The sequence below is a fragment of the Streptomyces sp. SAT1 genome, assembly GCF_001654495.1.
GTDB classification, from domain to species: Bacteria; Actinomycetota; Actinomycetes; order Streptomycetales; family Streptomycetaceae; genus Streptomyces; species Streptomyces andamanensis.
The window spans coordinates 4,246,772-4,265,368 of record NZ_CP015849.1 but is presented as its reverse complement, the minus strand read 5'-3'; the positions used below and the strand labels follow the sequence as shown (position 1 = coordinate 4,265,368).

The window sequence follows — 18,597 nt, the reverse complement described above, 5'->3', positions numbered from 1 at the left end:
CTCACGCTCCCGTGGCGACGAGGACGACGGCGACCGCCAGGACGACGGTGCCGGCGAGCAGCGCGCTCACATAGGTCTGCACATTGCCGGTCTGGGCCCGCCGTACGGCGGCCCCGAGCAGCCGGGGGGCGGCCCCGGCACCGCGTACGTAGGTCTCGACGACCTCGCGGTCGAGGAACCGGACGAGGCTCGCACCGGCCAGGACCGGGCGGACGAACAGGGTCCGGTAGACCGCGTCGAGGTGGAAGCCGGTGGCCGCGTGGCGGTGCAGCGGGCCGAGCAGCAGCCGTGCGGGGTCGGCGGGGTCGGGAGCTCCGGCGAGGTCCCCGTAGGCCGGCCGGTGGGTGGCGATGGCCTCGGCCTCGACCAGTCCGGCGTCGGCCTCCGGGTGGGCGGCGACCGCGCCCATCGGGGTGCGGGCGGCGAGCGCGGTGGTGTGCCGCCAGGCGCCGTAGAGGAGCACACCGCCGGCCAGGGCCAGGCCGGTGCCGAGGACGGAGGTGGCCGTCGTCGGGGCGAGCGAGGCACCGTCGAACCAGTCGGGCAGAACGCGGAAGGCGAGTCCGCCGAAGGCGAGGGAGGGCACGGCCAGCACCCACAGGACGGCGTTCATGGCCAGGGGCTGCCGTCCGTGGTCGGGGGCCTGCGCACCCCGGCCGTGGAAGGCGAGCAGCCACAGCCGCAGCGCGTAGGCGGCGGTCAGCAGGGCGGTGAGCAGACCGGCCACGAGGACGATCCAGCCGGCCGTGCCGGGGGCGTGCGCGGTGTGGCCGTCGGCCACCCGCTCGGCGGCGCCGAGCACGGACTCCTTGGAGAAGAAGCCGCTGAAGGGAGGGATCGCGGCGAGCGCGAGCAGGGCGACGGTCATCGTCCAGTACGCGTCGGGGACGCGCTCGCGCAGGCCGCCGGTGCGGGACATGGCGGCCAGCGAGTTGGTGCCGGCCGCGTGGATGACCACCCCGGCGGCGAGGAAGAGCAGCGCCTTGAAGGCGCCGTGCGACAGGAGGTGGAAGACGGCGGCGCCGGGCGCGCCCACGGCGAGCGCGCCGGTCATGTAGCCGAGCTGACCGATCGTCGAGTAGGCGAGGACGCGTTTGATGTCGTCCTGGGCGAGCGCGGCGAGCGCCGAACCGGCCATGGTCACGGCGGCCATGACGGCGAGGACGGTCATGGCGGCCGAGGACGCCTGGAAGACGGGGAGGAGCCGGGCCACGAAGTAGACACCGGCGGCGACCATCGTCGCGGCGTGGATCAGCGCGGACACCGGGGTCGGGCCTGCCATCGCGTCGGGCAGCCAGGTGTGCAGCGGGAACTGCGCGGACTTGCCCGCCACGCCCGCCAGGAGCAGCAGCGCGACCAGCGTGGGGTGGTGCAGGCCGCCGTGCGCGACGGTGGTCAGGACCGTGGTGATCCGGAAGGAGCCGGCGTCGGCGGCGAGCGCGAACAGACCGATGAGGAAGGGGACGTCGCCGAGCTTGGTGACCAGGAAGGCCTTGAGGGAGGCGGCGCGGGCCTCGGGGGTCTCCCAGTAGTGGCCGACCAGGAAGTAGGAGCAGATGCCCATGACCTCCCAGCCGACCAGCAGCACGATCAGGTCGCCGGAGTAGACGACGAGCAGCATCGCGGAGGTGAACAGGGAGACGAGCGCGGCGTAGGACGGGTAGCGGGGGTCCTCGCGCAGATAGCCCGTGGAGTAGAGCTGCACACAGGTGGCGACGGTGGCGACGAGGACGGCGACGAGCGCGGCGTAGCCGTCGATGTGCAGGGCCAGTTCGACGGGGACCGAGCCGGTGGGGGTCAGTTCGGTGGCGGCGTCGACGGCCCGGCCGCCGCCCTGGCGGGCCGCGACCAGCACGGCGAGGACGAGGGAGGCGAGGGTCGGCAGGATCGCGAGTGGGCGCACGAAGCCGGGGGCGGTGCGGCCCAGGAGCAGTCCGGCCGCGGCGCCCAGGAACGGCAGGAGGGGGACGAGAACGGCGAGGGTGGTCGTGGTCACGCGGTGGCCTCAGCCTTCCCGGCGGCCTGCGCGGTCGCGGCGGCTTCGCCGTCGGGGCCGTCGCCGAAGTCGTCGTCGGGTTCGTCGGGGTCGTCATCGGGGTGCTCGGCGGCGTCGCGGAGCCGGTCGATGTCGGAGGTGCCGCGGTTGCGGTACACGGCGAGCACGATCGCCAGGCCGATGCCGATCTCGGCGGCGGCGATGGTGATGGTGAACAGGGTCAGCGCCTGGCCGGAGTGCAGGGTGTCGGCGGCGGCCCTGCTGAGCCAGACGTCGAAGGCGACCAGGTTGAGGTTGACGGCGTTGAGCATCAGCTCGACCGACATGAGGACCAGGATCGCGTTGCGGCGCGCGAGGACGCCGTAGAGCCCGGTGCAGAAGAGAAGGGCGGAGAGGACGGCCGGGTAGACGAGGTGCATCAGCGGGGGCCCTCCTCGGCGGCCGGTTCGGCGGGCCGCCCGTCGAGCCGTTCGACGGGTCGTCCGTCGGCCGGGCCCGGGGTGCGGGGACCGGCTCCGGCACCGGCGTCTGCCGGGGAGCCGGGGTCGGCGGAGCCCGCGTCCGCCTTGGCCTTGCGGGACAGGACGATCGCTCCGACCAGTGCGGCCAGGAGCAGCACGGAGAGGGCCTCGAAGGGCAGGACCCAGTTCTGGAAGAGGCTCTCGCCGGTGGCCCGGGTGGTGCCGGCGGCGGCGCCGTCCAGGTCGGTCCAGGTGGTGCGGAAGGCGTCGGCGACGACCCAGACCAGGGTGCCGGCGGCGGCGAGGGCCACCGCGAGGGCGGCCCACCGGTTGCCGGAGTCGGCGTCGGCGGAGCGGCCGATGGGGGCCTTGGTGAGCATCAGTCCGAACAGGAGGAGGACGACGACGGAACCGACGTAGATGAGGACCTGCACCCAGGCGATGAACTCGGCGGTGAGCAGCAGGTACTCGACGGCGAGGCCGCCGAGGGCGACCACCAGCCACAGGGCGGCGTGCACCAGTTGCCGGGTGGTGACGGTGAGGAGCGCGGCGCCGAAGGTGGCGATGCCGACGAGCAGGAAGGCGATCTCGACGCCGGTCGGCGAGAGGAAACCGGGGTGGGCTGCGGCGGGGGTCACGCTTCTCCTTCCTCCTGGGCGGCGGTTTCCTGCTGGGCGGCGGCCTGCTCCTGGGCGGCGAGCTTGTCGGCGCTCTTACGGGCGGCGGCGAGCTCCTTCGGCTCCTCCGCGCCGGGGTCGAGGGCGGGCGGGGCCGGGACGGTCCACATCCACTCGCGGAGCTTGTCGCGCTCGTGGGTGAGGTCGCGGATGTCGGTCTCGGCGTACTCGAACTCCGGTGACCAGAACAGCGCGTCGAAGGGGCAGACCTCGATGCAGATGCCGCAGTACATGCACAGGGAGAAGTCGATGGCGAAGCGGTCGAGGACGTTGCGGCTGCGCTCGCGGCCGCCGGGGACCGCGGCGGGCACCGTCTCCTTGTGGGAGTCGATGTAGATGCACCAGTCCGGGCACTCGCGGGCGCACAGCATGCAGACCGTGCAGTTCTCCTCGAACAGGCCGATCACACCGCGGGTGCGCGGCGGCAGGTCGGGCTGGGTGTCCGGGTACTGCTCGGTGACGGTCTTCCTCGTCATCGTGCGCAGGGTGACGGCGAGGCCCTTGGCCAGGCCGGAGCCGGGAAGGGGAGCCACTAGGAGATCACCACCTTGACGATGCCGGTGAGGGCGATCTGGGCGAGGGCGAGGGGCACGAGGAGGGTCCAGGAGAGCTTCTGGAGCTGGTCCTCGCGCAGCCGCGGGTAGGTGACGCGCAGCCAGATCACGACGAAGGCGAGGACGGCGGACTTCAGCAGCGTCCAGACCCAGCCGAGGCCGTCCGCGCCCCAGGGGCCGTGCCAGCCGCCCAGGAAGAGGACGGTCGTCAGCCCGCACAGGACGACGATCCCGGCGTACTCGGCGAGCAGGAACAGGGCGAACCGCAGCCCGGTGTACTCGGTGTACGCGCCGAAGATGATCTCCGAGTCGGCCACCGGCATGTCGAAGGGCGGGCGTTGCAGTTCGGCGAGACCGGCGACGAAGAAGACGACCGCGCCGACGATCTGCCAGGGCAGCCACCACCAGTGGAACGCGTCCAGGATGCCGGGCAGCGAGACCGTTCCGGCCGCCATCGCCACGGAGGCGGCGGCGAGCAGCATCGGCAGTTCGTAGGCGAGGAGCTGCGCGGCGGTGCGCAGGCCGCCGAGGAGGGAGAACTTGTTGGCGGAGGCCCAGCCGGCCATGAGCGAGCCGAGTACGCCCACGCCCATCACGGCGAGCACGAAGAAGAGGCCCGCGTCCAGCACCTGGCCGACCGCGCCCGCGCCGGGGCCGACCGGAAGCGCGAGCAGCACCAGCAGGTACGGCAGGAGGGCGACGGCCGGGGCGAGCTGGAAGACGCGGCGGTCCGCGCCCGCCGGGACCACGTCCTCCTTCTGCGCGAACTTCACGCCGTCCGCGACGAGCTGGGCCCAGCCGTGGAAACCGCCCGCGTACATCGGGCCGAGGCGACCCTGCATGTGGGCCATCACCTTGTGCTCGGTCTGACCGACGATCAGGGGGAGGACGAGGAAGGCCACGAAGACGATCAGGAGTCGCAGGGCGACGTCGGCCACGTCGTTCACCGCTGGTCTCCTTCCGGGTCGTCGTCGGGGGCGGGCGGGGCGGGGGGCTGCTTCGGCGTCTCCGGGTTCTCCGGGTTCTCCGGGTTCTCCGGGTTCTCCGGGTTCTCCGGGTTCTCCGGGTTCTCCGGTTCGTCGAAGGCCGGGCGGGCGTGGTGCCAGGGCGCGTCCGCGCTGCGCGGGGGTGTGGGCGGCTGCGGCTGCGGCTGCGGTTCCTGAGCAGCGGGGTCGGCGGCGGGGACAGGCGGGGGCGGGGGCGCAGGTCGCTCCGCCCGCTGCGAGGCGGAGCCGCCGCTCGCGCTGCGCGAACGGCGCGGGGCGGACGGCGGAGACGGCGGAGCCGCCGGTTTCTCCGGCTGCGTCGGGGTCTCGGGAGTCTCCGGGGTCTCCGGGGTGACCGGGCCGGCCGAGGCAGCCGGGGTGGCGCCGGCGGCTCCCGTCTGGCTCGCCGAGCCCTGGCTCGCGCTCCGCATCCGGCGCGGCCTGGCGGTCGCCCCGCCTGCCGCGCCCGGGGCCGCGGGCGGCTCAGGGATCGCGGGCGGCTCCGCTCCCCCGGCGCCCGGCGTACCAGCCGTACCCGGCGCACCCGACGCACCCGGCGCACCCGGCGCACCCGGCGCACCCGCAGTGTCAGCCGTGCCCCCGGCCTCCGCCGTGTCCGTACCCGTACCCGTACCCGTACTCGTGCCCGCGCCCGTACCCGTGCCCGTTCCCGTGTCCCCGCTCGTCTGGCTCGCCGAGCCTCCGGCGGCCGTGCGGGTGCGGCGTACCGGGCGGTCGCCGGGCGTGCGGACGGGGCGTTCGCCCGCCGGGCGGGCGGCGCCCCGGGCGGGGCGGGCCGGGGCGGCCGGGAGGGTGCCCTTGAGGGGACCCCACTCGTTGGGGTCGGGGACGCCCGGCGGCAGCATCTGGCGGCGCTTGGGTGCGCCGTGGTCCGACTCGCCCGGCTCCTTCGCGCCGGGCCACGCCTTGGCGACCCGGGCGGCCAGGACGAAGTCCTTGCGCAGCGGATGGCCCTCGAAGGTGTCCGGGAGCAGGAGGTGGTCCAGGGCGGGGTGGCCCGCGAAGTCGACGCCGAACATCTCGTGGGTCTCGCGTTCGTGCCAGGCGGCGCCCGCGTAGACCTCGACGGCGGTGGCCAGGACCGGCCGCTCGTGCGGGACCGTCGTGCGGACGAGCAGCCTCCGTACCGGGGCCAGCGCCACGACGTGCGCCGCGATCCGCAGGCCCGTGCCCGGCTCGTCGACCGCGCTCAGCCAGTCGAAGTAGGTGCAGCCCAGCGTGTCGCGGGCGGTCAGCAGGGCGGAGACCCAGGAGTCGGCGGGTACGTCGACCGTCAGGACCTCGTAGGACTCCTCGGCCGTGGCCCCGGCGCCGAACAGTTCCTCGGCGGGCGCGGGCAGCCACCCGGCGCCGCTCATCGCTCGCCTCCAGCACCGGAACCGGCGGAACCGCCGGCCGCCCCCTCAGCCCCGGCCCCGGCCCCCGCACCGCCACCGGGACCCGCACCGGCACCGGCACCCGGCGGCCGTACCAGCCCACTCTGGAGTGCCGCCGCCGACGGGCGCGCCGTCCCGGTGCCGTACCGCTCCGCGAGCGACTCCCTGGCGATCTTCTCCTGGAGCTTGAGGATCCCCTGGAGCAGCGCCTCGGGGCGCGGCGGGCAGCCGGGGACGTAGACGTCCACGGGGATGATCTGGTCGACGCCCTTGGTGACGGAGTACGAGTCCCAGTAGGGGCCGCCGCAGTTGGAGCAGGCGCCGAAGGAGATGACGTACTTCGGCTCGGGCATCTGCTCGTACAGGCGTTTGACGGCGGGGGCCATCTTGTCCGTGACGGTGCCGGAGACCACCATCAGGTCGGCCTGGCGCGGGCCGGGGGCGAAGGGGATCACCCCGAGGCGGATGAAGTCGTGGCGGGCCATCGAGGCGGCGATGAACTCGATCGCGCAGCAGGCCAGGCCGAAGTTGAAGACCCACAGCGAGTAGCGGCGGCCCCAGTTCAGGACCACCTTCATCGGCTCGGGGGCCAGCCGGGACAGCGCGCCGAGCCGCTGCGGCGCGGGAAGCGCGACGGGCTCGGAGGCCACCGGCTCGGGCACGGCGGGGTTCACGTCCATGTCAGGACGCCCTTCTTGTATGCGTACAGCAGGCCGATGGCCAGGAAGCCGAGGAAGACGAACATCTCCACCAGCGTCGCCGCGCCGTAGCCGGGGGCGGCGAAGACCGTCGCCCAGGGGAACAGGAAGATCGAGTCGACGGCGAAGATCACGTACAGGAAGGCGTACACGTAGTAGCGGACCTGGGTGTGGGCCCAGCCCTCGCCGACGGGGTCGACACCGCACTCGTACGTCAGGAGCTTCTCGGGCGTGGGGACCACCGGGCGCAGCAGCCGGCCCGCGCCGAACGCGACAGCGACGAACAGCACACCGACGACGGCGAGCAGCCCGACGACCGAGTAGGAGTGGAAGTAGTCCGCCGCGACGGCGGCCTGCCCCCGCGCCGTCTCGCGCGCCGCCCTCCGCACCGTCTGCGTCACCGTCCGTCCCTCGCTCCCTGACCCGTGGTGCCCGGTGGTGTCCGTGCTGCCTGTGCTGCCTGTGCTGCCTGTGCTGCCCGTGTCGCCCGTGCGACGGTCTGTACGCACGGGAGTCTAGGCCCTGTTAAAGAGCGGGTAAGCAGCCCGTCGCGCGCTGGGACGCGGGGTGGGGTTTTCCCCCGCTCACCAGGGCGGCCGACCTCATGGCGTCCGGGGCCGTCGCACGGCACGCTAGCCCGTATGAGCGCACCCATCTCCTCCGCCGGCCCGGCGGCGCGCGGCGCCGGGGACGACCGCGACCGGCCGCCACCGGCTCGTTTCGCCTACGACCTGCCCACCTGGAAGGAGATCACGCATCTCCTGGTGAACCTGCCCGTGTCCCTGATCGGCTTCGTCTACGTGGTGTCCGTGCTGTCCGTCGGCGCGGCGCTGACCGTCACGGTGGTGGGCCTGCCGCTGCTGGCGTTCGGCCTGGCGGGCGCCCGGCTGCTGGGCCGGCTGGAGCGCAAGCGGGCGCGCGCCCTGCTCGGGGTCCGTATCGACGAGCCGAGTCCGCTGCCGATGGGCCGTACGAAGGGCTGGCTCAACCGGTTCTGGCTGATGCTGAAGGACCCGGTGGGCTGGCGCACGGTGCTGTACGACTTCATCCGGCTGCCCTGGGGTGTCCTCACCTTCTCCGTGACCCTGGTCTCGCTGTTCGTGCTGTGGCCGGTGCTGCCGTTCATCGCGCGGGGCCTGACGAACGTGGACCGGGCGCTGGTGCGGGGTCTGCTGTCGCCCTCCGACGAACTGGAGCGGCGGATCGCGGAGCTGGAGTCGGACCGGGGTGTCGTGGTGGACACGGCCGCGGCCGACCTGCGGCGCATCGAGCGGGACCTGCACGACGGCGCGCAGGCCCGGCTGGTGAACCTGGCCATGGGTCTCGGTCTGGCCAAGGAGAAGCTGCTGGAGGACCCGGACACGGCGGCCGAGATGGTCGCGGAGGCGCACGGCGAGGTGAAGCTCGCGCTCCAGGAGCTGCGCGACCTGGCCCGGGGCATCCACCCGGCCGTGCTGACCGACCGCGGCCTGGACGCCGCCCTCTCCTCGGTCGCCTCGCGCTGCACGGTGCCGGTGAAGGTGACGGCCGATCTGCCCGCGCGCCCGGCGGAGGCCATCGAGGGCATCGCCTACTTCACGGTGTCCGAGCTGCTCCAGAACGTCAGCAAGCACAGCGGGGCGCGCTCCGCCTCGGTGGACGTGTGGCGTGCCGACGACCGGCTGATGCTCCAGGTCGTCGACGACGGGCGCGGCGGCGCCAGCCTGGACGGCGGTACGGGCATGCGGGGGCTCGCGGAGCGGCTGGGCGCCGTCGACGGGCTGTTCGTCGTGGACTCGCCGCCGGGCGGACCGACGACGGTCACGGCGGAGCTGCCCTGGCGGGACCGTACGCCCGCGCCGGGCGGCGCAGCGGTCCCGCACGGCCGGAGGTAGGGAAAACCCCCGGACCGAGACGCCGACGCGCTCCATGGTTGCGGGCGCCGCGGTCCAGCACTCTGGAATCACGCCGGGGAGACCGCGACGGAATCACACCGGGGAGACCGCGACGACCTGCGGCCCGGCCGCACCGGAGCAGGCACCGCGACAGCAACAGCCGACAACAGCCGCCAGCAGCGCAGCACACCAGGGGAACGGACGACGCCGATGACCACCCAGTACGGATCGCAGTACGGCCAGGGGTACGGGTCCTACAGCGGGACCGGGTTCCACGACGAGGAGCGCGGTCCGCGCCGGCACCGGCTCCCCGCCGGGCTGCGGGCGCCGTTCGAGGCGCGCAGCTGGAAGGAGCTGGCGTACGTCCTGCTCAGCCTGCCGATCAGCATCACGCTCTTCTGCTGGGCCGTCACGATGGTGTCGCTGGGCGCCGGTCTGCTGGTGACCTTCCTGGGCATCCCGGTGCTGGCGGGCGCGCTGGCGGGCTGCCGGGGCTTCGGCGCGCTGGAGCGGGTGCGGGCGCGCGGGCTGCTCGGCCTGGAGGTGGGCGAGCCGGAGCCGCTGGTGATGAAGGGCCGCGGCCCGCTGGCCTGGACCGGCGCGGTGCTGAAGAGCGGCGCCTCCTGGCGGGCGCTGCTCTACGCGGGGCTCCAGTTCCCGTGGGCGGTCTTCTCGTTCGTGGTGGCGATGGTGCTGTGGCCGATGGGCTGGTCGCTGCTGACGTATCCGCTCTGGTACTGGATCTTCCCCACGTGGGCCGGGCAGGGCGGCATCCAGCTCTACGGCGACGAGCACCACCAGATCTTCCTCGACAACCCGTTCGAGATCACGGTGACCGCCCTCGCCGGGCTGGTGATCACCCTGGCCACGCCGTGGATCCTGCGGGCGCTGACCACGGTGGACCGGGTGCTGGTGCACGGGCTGCTCGGCCCGTCGCAGCTGTCGGCGCGCGTGGTGGAGCTGGAGTCGGACCGCGGTGTCGTGGTGGACACGGCCGCGGCCGACCTGCGGCGCATCGAGCGGGACCTGCACGACGGCGCACAGGCCCGGCTGGTGGCGCTCGCCATGGACCTGGGTCTCGCCAAGGAGAAGCTGACCGAGGACCCGCAGGCGGCGGCCCGGATGGTGGACGAGGCGCACGGCGAGGTGAAGACCGCGCTCCAGGAGCTGCGCGACCTGGCCCGGGGCATCCACCCGGCCGTGCTGACCGACCGCGGCCTGGACGCGGCCCTCTCCTCGGTCGCCTCGCGCTGCACGGTGCCGGTGCAGGTGGACGTGGACCTGACGGAGCGCCCGGCGGCGGCGATCGAGGGCATCGCGTACTTCACGGTGTGCGAGCTGCTCCAGAACATCAGCAAGCACAGCGGGGCGCGCTCCGCCTCGGTGGACGTGTGGCGGGTCGAGGACCGGCTGATGCTCCAGGTCATGGACGACGGGGTCGGCGGCGCCGATGTGTCCGCCGGATCGGGCCTGGCGGGGCTGGCCGAGCGGCTGGACGCGGTGGACGGCATCCTCGTCGTCGACTCGCCGGCCGGCGGGCCCACCCGGGTGACGGCGGAGCTGCCCTGGCGGCGCTGAGCGCACGGGCGTACCGGCGGAATCGAAGCCCTGACGGAACCGGCACCACCGGCGGGACCGGCACCACCAGCGGAACCGGCACCACCGGCGGTACCGGTATCACCAGCGGAACCGGTACCACCTGCGGAATCCGCACCGGCGGCCTGCCGCCCACGGCCCCTCCCGGCCGCGGGCGGCAGGCCGCGCGGCGTGACCCCGGCCGGAAGATCAGTACAAATAACGCATACCCCCTCCCCCATCGCCCGGGGCACCCCGGGATCCGCACGGATTCCCCCGGGGCTCCGGCGCGTCAGGGTCCGGATCCTGGAATGCTGGGCCGTGTCGTACCGAGTCGCATGGACTGGGTCGTACGGAGTCGCATGGACTGCCGTAGATGGGCTGTGGGGGGCCGAAGATCGTGGAGGACAGGGTGCGGGTGGTCATCGCCGAGGATTCAGTGCTGCTCAGGGAGGGCCTGACCCGGCTGCTGACCGACCGCGGGCACGACGTCGTGGCCGGTGTCGGTGACGCCGAGGCGCTGATCAAGACCATCACCGATCTGCACGGCCGGGGCGAGCTGCCCGACGTGGTCGTGGCCGATGTGCGGATGCCGCCGACCCACACCGACGAGGGGGTACGGGCGGCGGTGCGGCTGCGCAAGGCGCACCCCGGGCTCGGGGTGCTCGTCCTGTCCCAGTACGTGGAGGAGCGGTACGCCACCGAGCTGCTGGCGGGCTCCAGCCGCGGGGTCGGCTATCTGCTCAAGGACCGGGTGGCCGAGGTGCGCGAGTTCGTGGACGCGGTGGTCCGGGTGGCCCAGGGCGGTACGGCCCTCGACCCGGAGGTGGTCGCCCAGTTGCTCGGGCGCAGCCGCAAGCAGGACGTGCTGGCCGGGCTCACCCCGCGCGAGCGCGAGGTGCTGGGCCTCATGGCCGAGGGGCGGACGAACTCGGCGATCGCCCGCCAGCTCGTGGTCAGCGACGGCGCGGTCGAGAAGCACGTCAGCAACATCTTCCTCAAGCTCGGCCTGTCCCCGAGTGACGGGGATCACCGGCGCGTTCTCGCCGTCCTCACCTATCTGAACTCCTAGCGGCCGACACTGAACGGGCGGGGTCCCCCAGCGGGCCCCGATCCGGGTCCCGCCCGTCCGGCTCCCGGTCGCCCGGATCCCGCCCGTCCGGATCCGGGTCGCCCGGATGCCGGCCGTCCGGCTCCCGGCCGTCCGGGAGCCGCCGGTGCGGGTCCGGACCGGCGGGACGGGTCCGGACCCGTCCGGACCGGCCGGGAGTACGCCGGACGGGCGACTGTGGCGCAACGTCCTTGAAGGAGGTCCGCGAGGCCGCAACGGCGTGACAGAACAGGGCACAGGACCGTCTCGCGGGCCCGTCCAGCATGCGACAGCCGCCGGGAGGGCAGAGCTGACGGTCGTAGGGTTGACATCGGGAAGGTCTTCGCCAGGACTTTCGGGAAGGCCGTTCACCACAGCCGCCTCGGAGGAGGTCCAGTTCAGTGACCAGCCAGGTCAGCAGTCCAGCGGAACAGGCCGACGGAACCGTCGTAGGGGAACAGCGCAGGGCGGCCGGAACGAAGGACGTCCGCCGTGTGGATCGGGTGGTGATCCGGTTCGCGGGTGACTCGGGTGACGGGATGCAGCTCACGGGGGACCGGTTCACGTCGGAGACGGCGTCGTTCGGGAATGATCTGTCGACGCTGCCGAACTTCCCGGCGGAGATCCGGGCGCCTGCCGGGACGCTGCCGGGGGTGTCGTCGTTCCAGCTGCATTTCGCCGACCATGACATCCTGACCCCGGGTGATTCCCCGGACGTGCTGGTCGCGATGAACCCGGCCGCGCTGAAAGCGAACCTGGGTGATCTGCCGCGGGGCGCGGAGATCATCGTGAACACGGACGAGTTCACGCGGCGGGCGTTGCAGAAGGTCGGCTATGCGGCCTCCCCGGTGGAGGACGGGTCGCTGGACGGTTTCCGGGTGCACGCGGTGCCGCTGACATCGCTGACGGTGCAGGCGCTGGCCGGGTCGGGTCTGTCACGCAAGGAGGCCGAGCGCAGCAAGAACATGTTCGCGCTGGGGCTGCTGTCGTGGATGTATCACCGGCCGACCGAGGGCACGGAGCGGTTCCTGGCGGCGAAGTTCGCGCGGCGCCCGCAGATCGCGGCGGCGAACGTGACGGCGTTCCGGGCGGGCTGGAACTTCGGGGAGACCACGGAGGACTTCGCCGTCTCCTACGAGGTCGCGCCGGCGGCACACGCCTTCCGCCCGGGGGTGTACCGCAACATCTCGGGGAACCTGGCCCTGGCCTACGGGCTGGTCGCGGCCTCCCGGCAGGCGGGACTGCCACTGTTCCTGGGCTCCTACCCGATCACCCCGGCCTCCGACATCCTGCACGAGCTGTCACGGCACAAGGCGTTCGGGGTGCGCACGTTCCAGGCGGAGGACGAGATCGCGGGGATCGGGGCGGCGCTGGGCGCGGCGTTCGGCGGGTCGCTGGCCGTGACGACGACCTCCGGGCCCGGGGTGGCGCTGAAGTCGGAGACGATCGGGCTGGCGGTCTCCCTGGAACTGCCGCTGCTGGTCGTCGACATCCAGCGCGGCGGCCCCTCCACCGGACTGCCCACCAAGACCGAGCAGGCGGACCTGCTCCAGGCCATGTACGGCCGCAACGGCGAAGCCCCCGTCCCCGTGGTGGCGCCGCGCACGGCGGGGGACTGCTTCGACGCGGCACTGGAAGCGGCCCGTATCGCCCTCACCCACCGCACCCCCGTCTTCCTCCTCTCCGACGGCTACCTCGCCAACGGCTCCGAACCCTGGCGCATCCCCGACATCGACGAACTCCCCGACCTGCACGTCCCCTTCGCGACCGGACCCAACCACACCCTGCCCGACGGCACCGAGGTGTTCTGGCCCTACAAACGCGACCCCCACACCCTGGCACGCCCCTGGGCCGTGCCCGGCACCCCCGGCCTGGAACACCGTATCGGCGGCATCGAGAAACAGGACGGCACCGGCAGCATCTCCTACGACCCCGCCAACCACGACTTCATGGTCCGCACCCGCCAGGCCAAGATCGACAGCATCACCGTGCCCGACATCCAGGCCGACGACCCCGACCACGCCCGCACCCTCGTACTGGGCTGGGGATCCACCTACGGCCCCGTCACCGCCGCCGTACGACGCCTGCGCGCCGAAGGCGTCCCCATCGCACAGGCACACCTGCGCCACCTCAACCCGTTCCCACGCAACCTCGGCACCCTCCTGGCCGCCTACGACAAGATCGTGATCCCCGAGATGAACCTCGGCCAGCTCGCCACCCTCGTCCGCGCCAGATACCTCGTCGACGCCCACTCCTACAACCAGGTCAACGGCATGCCCTTCAAAGCCGAACAACTCGCCGACGCACTGAAAGAGATCAGCGATGCCTCTTGAAGCCCTGTCCCTGGTTCCCAAGGCGGAGGCCGTGCAGTCGATGAAGGACTTCAAGTCCGACCAGGAGGTCCGCTGGTGCCCCGGCTGCGGTGACTACGCCATCCTCGCCGCCGTCCAGGGCTTCCTGCCCGAACTCGGCCTGGCCCGCGAGAACATCGTGTTCATCTCCGGCATCGGCTGCTCCTCCCGCTTCCCGTACTACATGAACACCTACGGGATGCACTCCATCCACGGCCGCGCCCCCGCCATCGCCACCGGCCTGGCCACCAGCCGCCGCGACCTCTCCGTCTGGGTCGTCACCGGCGACGGCGACGCACTCTCCATCGGCGGCAACCACCTCATCCACGCCCTGCGCCGCAACGTCAACCTGAAGATCCTGCTGTTCAACAACCGCATCTACGGCCTCACCAAGGGCCAGTACTCCCCCACCTCCGAAACCGGCAAGATCACCAAGTCCACCCCGATGGGCTCCCTGGACGCCCCCTTCAACCCCGTCTCCCTCGCCCTCGGCGCCGAAGCCTCCTTCGTCGCCCGCACCCTCGACTCCGACCGCAAGCACCTCACCGAGGTCCTGCGCCAGGCCGCCGCCCACCCCGGCACCGCCCTCGTCGAGATCTACCAGAACTGCAACATCTTCAACGACGGCGCCTTCGACACCCTCAAGGACAGGGAACAGGCCGGCGAGGCCATGATCCGCCTCGAACACGGCCGCCCGATCCGCTTCGGCACCGACGGCGAACGCGGCGTCGTACGCGACCGGACCACCGGCGACCTCCACGTCATCGACGTCACCCCGGACAACGAGGCCGACATCCTCGTCCACGACGCCCACGCCGCCTCCCCGACCACCGCCTTCGCCCTGTCCCGCCTCGCCGACCCCGACACCCTGCACCACACCCCCGTCGGCGTCTTCCGCGACATCCAACGCCCGGTCTACGACACACTCATGGCCGACCAGCTCGACACCGCCGCACAGCAGCAGGGCACAGGCGACCTGGCCGCCCTCCTCGCCGGCAACGACACCTGGACCGTCGTCGGCTGAGGACGAGCCGCTTCCTCACGAGGCCCGGACGGCTTCCGTCCGGGCCTCGTCGTACGCCTGCCGGGCCCGCGCCACGTCCGGCATGCGCCGGTGGGTCCACTCGGCGAGGGTGCGCACCTGCTCGGCGGCCTCGCGGCCCAGCCCGGTCAGGGAGTAGTCGACGCGCGGCGGGATCACGGGCCGGGCGTCGCGGTGGACGAGGCCGTCGCGCTCCAGGGTCTGGAGCGTCTGGGCGAGCATCTTCTCGCTGACGCCCTTCTCACTCACCCGGCCGATGGCGCGGCGCAGCTCGCTGAAGCGGTGCGGCCGCTCCAGCAGCTCGATCAGGACGAGCACGCCCCAGCGGCTGGTGACGTGCTCCAGGACGAGCCGGTACGGGCACATCGCCTCGGCGCTCACGGTCCGGGACGCGGCACTGGTCACTGCGCTTTCCGTCATGTAGGTACCTTACTTCAAAGTGGGTACTTTCTTTTGGTTAGCTTTGCTCCTAGGGTGGCTGCCAGAGCCACCCACAAGGAGATCCCCTCATGAGCATCGTCGTCACCGGAGCCACCGGACACCTCGGCCGCCTGGTCGTGGAGCAACTGCTGGAGAAGGTTCCGGCCGAGCAGGTCACCGCCGTGGTCCGTACCCCGGAGAAGGCCGCCGACCTGGCCGAGCGCGGTGTGCGCGTCGCGGTCGCCGACTACAACGCGCCCGAGACCTTCGACGGCCTCTTCGCCGCCGGCGACAAGGTGCTCCTCGTCTCCGGCAACGAGTTCGACAAGGGCCGCGTCCAGCAGCACCGGGTCGTCATCGACGCCGCCAAGGCCGCCGGAGTCGCCCTGCTCGCCTACACCAGCGCCCCCGGCAGCCTGAAGGCCGCCCTCGCCGACGACCACCGCGGCACCGAGGAGGCCCTGCTCGCCTCCGGTCTGCCGTACACCCTGCTGCGCAACGGCTGGTACCACGAGAACTACACCGAGAACCTGGCCCCCGCCCTGGAGCACCGCGCCGTCGTGCACGCCGCGGGCGCCGGGCGGCTCTCCTCGGCGTCGCGCGCCGACTACGCGGCCGCCGCCGTCGCGGTGCTCACCGGCGAGGGCCACGAGAACAAGACGTACGAGCTGGGCGGCGACGAGGCGTGGGGCTTCGCCGAGTTCGCCGCGGAGCTGAGCCGGCAGACCGGCGAGGAGATCGTCTACCGCGACGTCTCCGTCGAGGAGTTCCAGGCGGTCCTGACCGGCGCCGGGCTGCCCGAGGCGTTCGCGGCGATCCTCGCCGGGGTGGACGCCTCCATCGAGAAGGGCGAACTGGTCGTCGACAGCGGTGACCTGTCCCGGCTGACCGGCCGCCCGACCACCCCGCTCGCCGAGGCGATCCGCGCCGGACTCAAGGGCTGACACGCCGGGCACTCCCGCGCCGGGCCCTCCACCTGTCATGACCGTATGGCGATACGGGCATGACAGACGGGGGTGCCCGGCGCTACCTTCGTGCTGGCCGCGCCGGAACGCGGCCGCGCGGCCTGGCGGCCGGGCATGCCACGAAGGAGGGTCCGTGAGCGAGAAGTCGGCCGGCGAGCGGCGCACAGGTCTGCTGAACGGCTTCGCGGCCTACGGGATGTGGGGCCTCGTGCCCCTGTTCTGGCCGCTGCTCAAGCCCGCCGGGGCGATGGAAATCCTCGCCCACCGGATGGTGTGGTCCCTGGTGTTCGTCGTGGCCGCGCTGCTCGTCGTACGGCGCTGGGCCTGGGCCGGGGAACTGCTGCGCCAGCCGCGCAGGCTCGGCCTCATCGTGATCGCCGCCGCGGTGATCACCGTCAACTGGGGCGTCTACATCTGGGCCGTGAACAGCGGGCATGTCGTCGAGGCGTCCCTCGGCTATTTCATCAACCCGCTGGTCACCATCGCGATGGGCGTGCTGCTCCTCAAGGAGCGGCTGCGGCCCGTGCAGTGGGCGGCGGTCGCCACGGGCGCCGCCTCCGTGCTGGTGCTCGCCGTCGGCTACGGCCAGCCGCCCTGGATCTCCCTCTGCCTCGCCTTCTCCTTCGCCACCTACGGCCTGGTGAAGAAGAAGGTGGACCTCGGCGGCGTCGAGTCGCTGGCCGCCGAGACCGCGGTGCAGTTCCTGCCGGCGCTCGGCTATCTGCTGTGGCTGGGCGGACACGGCGGGGCGACCTTCGCGAGCGAGGGCGCCGGGCACGCCGCGCTGCTCGCCTCCACCGGCGTCGTCACCGCGCTGCCGCTGGTCTGCTTCGGCGCGGCGGCGATCCGGGTGCCGCTGTCCACGCTGGGGCTGCTCCAGTACCTGGCGCCGGTCTTCCAGTTCCTGCTCGGCGTCGTCTACTTCCATGAGTCCATGCCGGCCGAGCGCTGGGCCGGGTTCGCCCTGGTGTGGCTGGCGCTGACCCTGCTGACCTGGGACGGGCTGCGTACGGCCCGCCGGGCGGCGCAGGCCCGCGCGGCACTCGCCGCGGCGGGCGCCGCACCGTTGAGCGGGGGCGCGGGTGTGGGTGCGGGTGACCGTGCGGGTGCGGGTGCGGGTGCGGCGGGCAAGGTGGTGGCGGGGCAGTCCGCGCCACTGGCGGACGCTCTTCCGGCGCAGGCGCAGGCGCAGGCGCAGGCGCAGGCACAGGCGTCGGACTCGGCACCGGAACCGGCCCCGACCCCGGCGCTCGACGCTGCGGCCGAGGGTGCGCGGTCGGCCACGGGCGCGGTGGAGGCGTAGACCGACCGAGCCGGACCGGGGGCTAAGCGCGGGGCCGTCAGGGCGTCGTCCTGTCGTCGGGCCGGGTCGCGCGGGCGCGGTGCGCCCGGACCTTCTCACGGTTCCCGCAGTGCTCCATCGCGCACCAGCGCCGCCGTCCCGGACGTGAGGTGTCCACGAAGAGCAGGAAGCAGTCGTGCGCGCCGCACTCCCGGACGCGGTCCGCGAAGGGCCCGCTGAACAGGTCGATCGCATCGCGGGCGACGGTCGAGAGCAACTGGGTGCCGGTGGCGCCGGGTGCCCAGACGCGGGTGCCCTCGGGGGTCAGCCGGGAGACGAGGGGCGGCGCGGCGGCGGCCTCGTTGACCGCGTCCAGGTGCGCGCCCCGCGGCGGACGGCCGTGCGCGCGGTCGGCGGTGAGCAGGAACAGCGCGTCCCGGACGGCGCGCGTCCGCTCCAGCTCGTCCTCGGTGACCGTGAGGCCGAGGCCGTCGGCGAGCCTGCTGCGTCCGGCCCAGGTCACGAGGTCGGCGGGCGTGTGCAGCACCTCGTAGCGGGCGAAGGGCCCGGGGCCACCCGTGGGCAGCAGTTCCAGACACAGCGTGCCCGGGTCGAAGCGGTACGGCTTCCCCTCGTGCGAGGCCAGGGTCAGTCCGGGAGCCGGTTCCGGCGATTCCGGTGATTCCGTTGCCTGCGCGTTCATGTAACTAGTATAAGTGGTTACATGACGGAGACACAGATGTCCTCAGCCCGCACCCCCGCGCCGGTGCACTGGAAGCTCGTCATCGACGCCGCCGACCCGCACGCGCAGGCCGACTTCTGGGCGGGCGCGCTGCACTACGAGCCCGAGGACAACAGCGCCCTCGTCGAGCAACTGCTCCAGTACGGCGCGCTGCCTGCCGAGGCCACCGTCGAGTACCACGGCCGCCCGGCCTTCCGGGACCTGGTCGGCGTCCGGCACCCGGACGATCCGTACGACCCCGAGCGCGGCACCGGGCTGGGGCGGCGGCTGCTCTTCCAGCGGGCGGCGGGCGCGAAGACCGGCAAGAACCGGCTCCATCTGGACCTGCACCCCGGCGCGGACCGGCGGGCCGACGAGGTGGAGCGGCTGTGCGCGCTGGGCGCGCGGGTGCTGCGGGAGGTGAAGGAGCCCGCCGGGCAGTGGGTGGTCATGGCGGACCCGGAGGACAACGAGTTCTGCGTGCACTGAGCCACTGAGCCACTCAGCC

Annotated in this window: 18 protein-coding genes; 8 read left to right on the top strand and 10 right to left on the bottom strand. The window is 72.9% G+C overall.

Annotated features, from left to right (window positions below; translation table 11 throughout):
• Window position 1 precedes the first annotated feature (1 nt).
• Genes A8713_RS18405 through A8713_RS18370 form a run of 8 tightly spaced genes read right to left on the bottom strand, consistent with a single transcriptional unit; the run spans window position 2 to window position 7,170 of the window.
• Window positions 2-1,996, bottom strand: a complete 1,995-nt coding sequence (locus A8713_RS18405; protein WP_064534570.1) for an NADH-quinone oxidoreductase subunit 5 family protein — start codon at window positions 1,994-1,996, stop codon at window positions 2-4.
• Window positions 1,993-2,415: an NADH-quinone oxidoreductase subunit NuoK gene (gene nuoK / locus A8713_RS18400; RefSeq protein ID WP_064534568.1), complete on the bottom strand. Its 423-nt coding sequence runs from the start codon at window positions 2,413-2,415 to the stop codon at window positions 1,993-1,995. The genes A8713_RS18405 and nuoK overlap by 4 nt, the downstream gene beginning before the upstream one ends.
• Window positions 2,415-3,095, bottom strand: coding sequence for an NADH-quinone oxidoreductase subunit J family protein (locus A8713_RS18395; RefSeq protein ID WP_064534566.1), 681 nt, complete (start codon window positions 3,093-3,095; stop codon window positions 2,415-2,417). The genes nuoK and A8713_RS18395 overlap by 1 nt, the downstream gene beginning before the upstream one ends.
• Complete coding sequence (locus tag A8713_RS18390) at window positions 3,092-3,667, bottom strand: NuoI/complex I 23 kDa subunit family protein (RefSeq protein ID WP_064534564.1); 576 nt, start codon at window positions 3,665-3,667, stop codon at window positions 3,092-3,094. Before A8713_RS18390 ends, A8713_RS18395 begins: the two co-directional genes overlap by 4 nt.
• The gene (locus A8713_RS18385; RefSeq protein ID WP_064534563.1) at window positions 3,667-4,635 is read right to left on the bottom strand and encodes a complex I subunit 1/NuoH family protein; all 969 of its coding nucleotides are present in this window, start codon (window positions 4,633-4,635) and stop codon (window positions 3,667-3,669) included. The genes A8713_RS18390 and A8713_RS18385 overlap by 1 nt, the downstream gene beginning before the upstream one ends.
• Entirely contained in the window at window positions 4,632-6,053 is a 1,422-nt protein-coding gene (locus A8713_RS18380) for an NADH-quinone oxidoreductase subunit C (protein WP_064534561.1), read from the bottom strand. Before A8713_RS18380 ends, A8713_RS18385 begins: the two co-directional genes overlap by 4 nt.
• Window positions 6,050-6,751: an NADH-quinone oxidoreductase subunit B gene (locus A8713_RS18375; RefSeq protein WP_064534559.1), complete on the bottom strand. Its 702-nt coding sequence runs from the start codon at window positions 6,749-6,751 to the stop codon at window positions 6,050-6,052. Before A8713_RS18375 ends, A8713_RS18380 begins: the two co-directional genes overlap by 4 nt.
• Window positions 6,742-7,170 carry an NADH-quinone oxidoreductase subunit A gene (locus tag A8713_RS18370; RefSeq protein WP_173860870.1) on the bottom strand — a complete coding sequence of 143 codons (429 nt, stop codon included), beginning with the start codon at window positions 7,168-7,170 and terminating at the stop codon, window positions 6,742-6,744. Before A8713_RS18370 ends, A8713_RS18375 begins: the two co-directional genes overlap by 10 nt.
• Window positions 7,171-7,410: 240 nt before the next feature.
• On the opposite strand from A8713_RS18370, the gene A8713_RS18365 reads away from it, so the two are divergent.
• The 5 genes from A8713_RS18365 to A8713_RS18345 all read left to right on the top strand — a co-directional run bounded on the left by A8713_RS18365 (window position 7,411) and on the right by A8713_RS18345 (window position 14,683).
• The gene (locus A8713_RS18365; RefSeq protein ID WP_064534557.1) at window positions 7,411-8,643 is read left to right on the top strand and encodes a sensor histidine kinase; all 1,233 of its coding nucleotides are present in this window, start codon (window positions 7,411-7,413) and stop codon (window positions 8,641-8,643) included.
• 210 nt (window positions 8,644-8,853) lie between these two features.
• Window positions 8,854-10,221: a sensor histidine kinase gene (locus tag A8713_RS18360; protein ID WP_064534556.1), complete on the top strand. Its 1,368-nt coding sequence runs from the start codon at window positions 8,854-8,856 to the stop codon at window positions 10,219-10,221.
• Between the two features lie 373 nt (window positions 10,222-10,594).
• Window positions 10,595-11,290 carry a LuxR C-terminal-related transcriptional regulator gene (locus tag A8713_RS18355; protein ID WP_064534555.1) on the top strand — a complete coding sequence of 232 codons (696 nt, stop codon included), beginning with the start codon at window positions 10,595-10,597 and terminating at the stop codon, window positions 11,288-11,290.
• 419 nt (window positions 11,291-11,709) lie between these two features.
• Window positions 11,710-13,641 carry a 2-oxoacid:acceptor oxidoreductase subunit alpha gene (locus A8713_RS18350; RefSeq protein WP_064534554.1) on the top strand — a complete coding sequence of 644 codons (1,932 nt, stop codon included), beginning with the start codon at window positions 11,710-11,712 and terminating at the stop codon, window positions 13,639-13,641.
• The gene (locus A8713_RS18345; RefSeq protein WP_064534553.1) at window positions 13,631-14,683 is read left to right on the top strand and encodes a 2-oxoacid:ferredoxin oxidoreductase subunit beta; all 1,053 of its coding nucleotides are present in this window, start codon (window positions 13,631-13,633) and stop codon (window positions 14,681-14,683) included. Before A8713_RS18350 ends, A8713_RS18345 begins: the two co-directional genes overlap by 11 nt.
• 15 nt (window positions 14,684-14,698) lie before the next feature.
• Here the strand turns inward: A8713_RS18345 and A8713_RS18340 are convergent, their stop codons facing one another.
• Window positions 14,699-15,121, bottom strand: coding sequence for a winged helix-turn-helix transcriptional regulator (locus A8713_RS18340; protein WP_064534552.1), 423 nt, complete (start codon window positions 15,119-15,121; stop codon window positions 14,699-14,701).
• An 89-nt stretch (window positions 15,122-15,210) separates the two neighbouring features.
• On the opposite strand from A8713_RS18340, the gene A8713_RS18335 reads away from it, so the two are divergent.
• Window positions 15,211-16,065 (top strand): SDR family oxidoreductase, encoded by an 855-nt coding sequence (locus tag A8713_RS18335; protein WP_064534551.1) that lies wholly within the window; start codon window positions 15,211-15,213, stop codon window positions 16,063-16,065.
• 154 nt (window positions 16,066-16,219) lie between these two features.
• The gene (rarD, locus tag A8713_RS18330) at window positions 16,220-17,389 is read left to right on the top strand and encodes an EamA family transporter RarD (RefSeq protein WP_064534550.1); all 1,170 of its coding nucleotides are present in this window, start codon (window positions 16,220-16,222) and stop codon (window positions 17,387-17,389) included.
• Between the two features lie 37 nt (window positions 17,390-17,426).
• Here the strand turns inward: rarD and A8713_RS18325 are convergent, their stop codons facing one another.
• Entirely contained in the window at window positions 17,427-18,071 is a 645-nt protein-coding gene (locus tag A8713_RS18325) for a CGNR zinc finger domain-containing protein (RefSeq protein WP_173860869.1), read from the bottom strand.
• A gap of 21 nt (window positions 18,072-18,092) precedes the next feature.
• On the opposite strand from A8713_RS18325, the gene A8713_RS18320 reads away from it, so the two are divergent.
• Window positions 18,093-18,578: a VOC family protein gene (locus tag A8713_RS18320; protein ID WP_064534549.1), complete on the top strand. Its 486-nt coding sequence runs from the start codon at window positions 18,093-18,095 to the stop codon at window positions 18,576-18,578.
• Window positions 18,579-18,597 lie beyond the last annotated feature (19 nt).